Source organism: Acinetobacter sp. CIP-A165 (genome assembly GCF_000367985.1).
In the GTDB taxonomy this organism is placed as follows: Bacteria; Pseudomonadota; Gammaproteobacteria; order Pseudomonadales; family Moraxellaceae; genus Acinetobacter.
The window spans coordinates 275272-279639 of record NZ_KB849201.1 but is presented as its reverse complement, the minus strand read 5'-3'; the positions used below and the strand labels follow the sequence as shown (position 1 = coordinate 279639).

Annotated in this window: 3 protein-coding genes and 3 pseudogenes; 3 read left to right on the top strand and 3 right to left on the bottom strand. The window is 34.2% G+C overall.

Annotated elements, in window-relative coordinates:
• Positions 1 to 414, bottom strand: a pseudogene (locus F991_RS04030) (IS5-like element ISAba12 family transposase); the annotation flags it as partial.
• 55 nt (positions 415 to 469) lie between these two features.
• Positions 470 to 583: pseudogene (locus F991_RS17425) on the bottom strand (ABC transporter substrate-binding protein); the annotation flags it as partial.
• Positions 584 to 958: 375 nt separating this feature from the next.
• On the opposite strand from F991_RS17425, the pseudogene F991_RS17055 reads away from it, so the two are divergent.
• Together F991_RS17055 and F991_RS04025 are read left to right on the top strand one after the other, a co-directional pair.
• A pseudogene (locus F991_RS17055) lies at positions 959 to 1105 on the top strand (transcription elongation factor GreB); the annotation flags it as partial.
• 169 nt (positions 1106 to 1274) lie between these two features.
• A complete protein-coding gene (locus F991_RS04025; protein WP_081398947.1) occupies positions 1275 to 2291 on the top strand; it encodes a hypothetical protein in 1017 nt (338 codons plus the stop codon).
• Between the two features lie 7 nt (positions 2292 to 2298).
• Here the strand turns inward: F991_RS04025 and F991_RS04020 are convergent, their stop codons facing one another.
• On the bottom strand, positions 2299 to 3231 hold the full coding sequence (locus F991_RS04020; protein ID WP_051064200.1) for an IS5-like element ISAba12 family transposase: 933 nt from the start codon (positions 3229 to 3231) through the stop codon (positions 2299 to 2301).
• Positions 3232 to 3319: 88 nt separating this feature from the next.
• On the opposite strand from F991_RS04020, the gene F991_RS17640 reads away from it, so the two are divergent.
• On the top strand, positions 3320 to 4368 hold a 1049-nt coding region (locus F991_RS17640; protein ID WP_004669108.1), incomplete at its 3' end, for an ATP-dependent nuclease.

Genomic DNA, 4368 nt, shown 5'->3' with positions numbered 1-4368 from the left:
ATGTTTCTTGCGTTTCCATTCGCCCTCACCTAGAAACTTCATGCCTGTAGAGTCCATGAGTAGATGCAGCCCATCGCTACTTTTTTGGTAGCTGATTACAATATCAATATGCTTTTGTCTTCTACAAAGCGTGGTGTAATCTGGAGCTATCCAATTTAATCCGCAAAGTTTAATCAGACTTTGCACAAAGCCAGTGACCATACGTAAAGACAGACGGAATAAGGATTTAATCATTAAGCAGCATTGGATGGCTGCGTCGGAGTAGGTTTGATTTCGCCCTTGTTTACCGATGGACGGAGCATACCATTGCGTAGCAGGATCAAACCAAATGGCAATATTTCCGCGACTCATGAGTGCTCGGTTATATGCGGGCCAATTGGTTGTGCGGTAGATTTTGTGTGCAGGCTTCTTCATTTGAAAATTATATCGCTGAAAAACCCTTTACAGATAGGTTTGTGCAACAAAGCCCGCTCAAGCTATTAAAAGGGAGAATGACCACACCTAATGCTAAAGCTTGAAATGGAAGTTTGGAAGATAAAGAGTTAAGGCTAAGCCTCGACCCAGAACTTGAATTACTGTGCATGTTGTCTCCGCTACAGGTAATTTATGCCCTAAAAGTTCAGCAAAAAAATGCTCTAACTTTTTAAAGTTGATAAATTCAATAAGGGTGGGCAAATCATGACGCCATTCAAAATGACATTGAATTAATCTGGAAAAATGATGTTCGTGTTACACATCATTCACAAAGTGTATAAAAAATAAACAAAAAGTTAACTTAGGGGCGCATAATAAGCGGCAAAAATAGGATTGTCAAATTTTGAACAATAAAATACTGAGAGATTCATCACAACCGCATGATTTGAAAAAGAATAAAATTTATACACTTTAGTGATGTTGAAATAAGGAATACAATGCAACGACTTGTAAACAGACTGTTATATTAGCGTATTTTTTTCTTATGAAATCAAATTTAATTACTCGTAATGGACATGATTTGTTGGTCGCAGAGTTAAAAAAACTCTGGCATGAAGAACGCCCTGAGATTACTAAAAAAGTAAATTGGGCTGCTAGTTTAGGTGATCGGTCTGAAAATGCAGATCATGAAATATAACCCTATTTCTCATACTATTTATATTTTTTATAATTAATAACAATCAATTACAAATAGTATGTGTACAATTACTGTATACTATTTTAATTTCTGTGATGGTAGAAATGTAACAATTAGAAATGGTATCAAAGGTTATAGATACGACTTAAATAGTGAGTATTATATGGACACACCTGTAAATGAAATTGCTAAAAATGTAGTTGATAGCATAGAAAATATAATTCGAGAAGAATACAGGTTTTTATTTAAAAATAATGAGTTAAATCTGACATATCTTGAAAAAATATATTTGTATCTTATTGCTCTTAAATGCCAAGTAAATGAATTTGGAAAATTAAATAAAGAAATTTGGCAAGATATGTTTATCACTGAAAGGGCAGATAAAAATTTTTTAATTAAATCACTATACGATAAAAGAGTAATTTTTAATACGAATAAAAATGATGAAATTATAAAAAATATTAACGAAAACAGTAAATTATTTTTAAAGAAATCACATTTAATTGATTTAGAATTTAGAAATAAATATCAAAAATATAAATACCTGTTCCTAGAGGAGAATACTTTTTTAAATTTTGATCTCAATTATGAAAGTTTTAACCACATGTTTGAAGAGTTGAGGAATCAATTCGATTATTACGAACTGGATTATTTAGATATTAAGGAAATAAGAGAATTTATTCTTGAGCAAAAAATAATAGATGCATATCAATTGATCTCAAATATACAAAAATATAGACCCATTCCAATTGAAAAATCTATCGAATTAGATTGCGTGCTTGTTGAACTAGTTGAAAAGTATAACCTATTGATTGTAAATAGTTTGTTGAATTATCAAGCAGATAAAGTCGCTTCTAGTTTGTATAGTTTAGAACATGGCGAGCGCAAGGACCGAGATCATTATTTTGTAAATAAAATGTTTATTGCAAGGATCACGTCCTATTTGGAATATTGTAAATTAAATAATAAAATTCCGTCCCATATACGTGGTATTGGTCCAAATTGGAGTTATACCTCCTTAGAATACTTTGTCAGTAAAAGTATAATAAACGAGGGACTATCTTGGACTACTTTTAGCGGTGATGAATTAATTCACAAGTGGTTGAATAGGGCTTTGTTGCACAAAGATTTGAAAGGCTTTGTTGCACAAAGATTTGAAATGCAAAGCGCCCCTAATTGAGCCAAATTTAAGGCGTAACTTGGGTAAGTGGTCGACCTAATTCCGTAAATCTGTTAAGGACTGCCACACGTGCATGGATCTCATTGACTTGGCTATCAAAACTCCTTGCACTGAGTTTATCTCCTAATAATTTGATGCAATGCATCTTAGTTTCAACCAAACTTCGCCGATGATAGCCTGACCATTTTTTCCATAGTGTCCTGCCTAAACGTTTAATTGTTCGAAGTAATTCATTTCGCTCTAGCGAGCTACTCTTTGTATCTTTCCATGGTTTCGCATTTTTTCTAGGTGGAATCACCGCATGCGCTTGCCGATCTGCAATGACCTGACGGCATTGCTTGGTGTCATAAGCTCCATCGGTATAAACAGAGTTAATCTGCTCATCTTGTGGAATCTGATTAAGTAAATCACCAAGCACCTGTGAATCACTGACATTATTGGTTGTAAGCTGAACTGCTCGTATTTGTAGGGTTTTAGCATCTATACCAATATGAAGTTTACGCCATTGGCGACGATATTCAGGTCCATGTTTCTTGCGTTTCCATTCGCCCTCACCTAGAAACTTCATGCCTGTAGAGTCCATGAGTAGATGCAGCCCATCGCTACTTTTTTGGTAGCTGATTACAATATCAATATGCTTTTGTCTTCTACAAAGCGTGGTGTAATCTGGAGCTATCCAATTTAATCCGCAAAGTTTAATCAGACTTTGCACAAAGCCAGTGACCATACGTAAAGACAGACGGAATAAGGATTTAATCATTAAGCAGCATTGGATGGCTGCGTCGGAGTAGGTTTGATTTCGCCCTTGTTTACCGATGGACGGAGCATACCATTGCGTAGCAGGATCAAACCAAATGGCAATATTTCCGCGACTCATGAGTGCTCGGTTATATGCGGGCCAATTGGTTGTGCGGTAGATTTTGTGTGCAGGCTTCTTCATTTGAAAATTATATCGCTGAAAAACCCTTTACAGATAGGTTTGTGCAACAAAGCCATTCTTAGATGCAATCCGAGATGTAGAAAGGGACATGCTAACAGGGAAAAATACATTATTAAAAAATGTATTTGATTTCTTCATGGACTATGACATTAAAAGTGATTCCATAAAATCTGAAGAAAATAAAACTACAGAAATTAAAGCTCGAAAAAATAACTTTTTATCAGACATTGAACCAGTAATTAATTCTATTCAAGAGCGTATGGAATTAGGGAAAGAACAAATATTATCTTATGCTGATGGAACAGGAGCTTCATTTAATAAGGCTAAACCTAATTTTGAAGGGAATATTTCAGATATAGAAATGTTTTCTTTTCTAAGATTAATTATTGAATATGAAACAGGGATTAAAATACCAGCAACTCATAATGGTTTGGGTTATAATAATCTGATTTTCATGTCTTTATTACTTGCAAAAATGCAAGTAAATTCTGACGGGAAGTATATGGGTGATAATGCAAAAGTATTTTCAGTATTAGTTATTGAAGAGCCTGAAGCCCATCTCCATCCGGCAATGCAATATAAGTTCTTACAATTTTTAAAGAAGAATAAAAAAGAAGGAAAAGTACGACAAATTTTCGTAACTTCACATTCTACCCATATTACATCTGCGGTTTCACTTTCAGAAATTATTTGTTTGTATAAAGAAGCTGATGAAACAAAGATTAGTTATCCTGATACGATTTTTCCTCTTGATGGAAAAAGTAAGAGATATGTACAAAGGTTTCTAGATGCTACTAAATCAGACATTTTATTTGCACAGAAAATTTTGTTTGTAGAAGGAATTGCTGAGCAACTATTAATGTCTATTTTTGCTAGATATATTGGTAAATCTTTAGAAGATCATCATGTTGCTGTGGTAAATGTTGGTGGGCGATACTTCACACATTTCCTACATTTATTTGATAGCAACAAACCTAAAACAATTTCTAAGAAAATTGCTTGTATCACAGATATTGATCCAGAAAGAAAAATGAAGCCTACTGATCCTACTGATCCTACTGATCCTACTGATCCTACTGATCCTACTGATCCTACTGATCCTACTGATCCTACTGATCCTACTGATCCTACTGATCC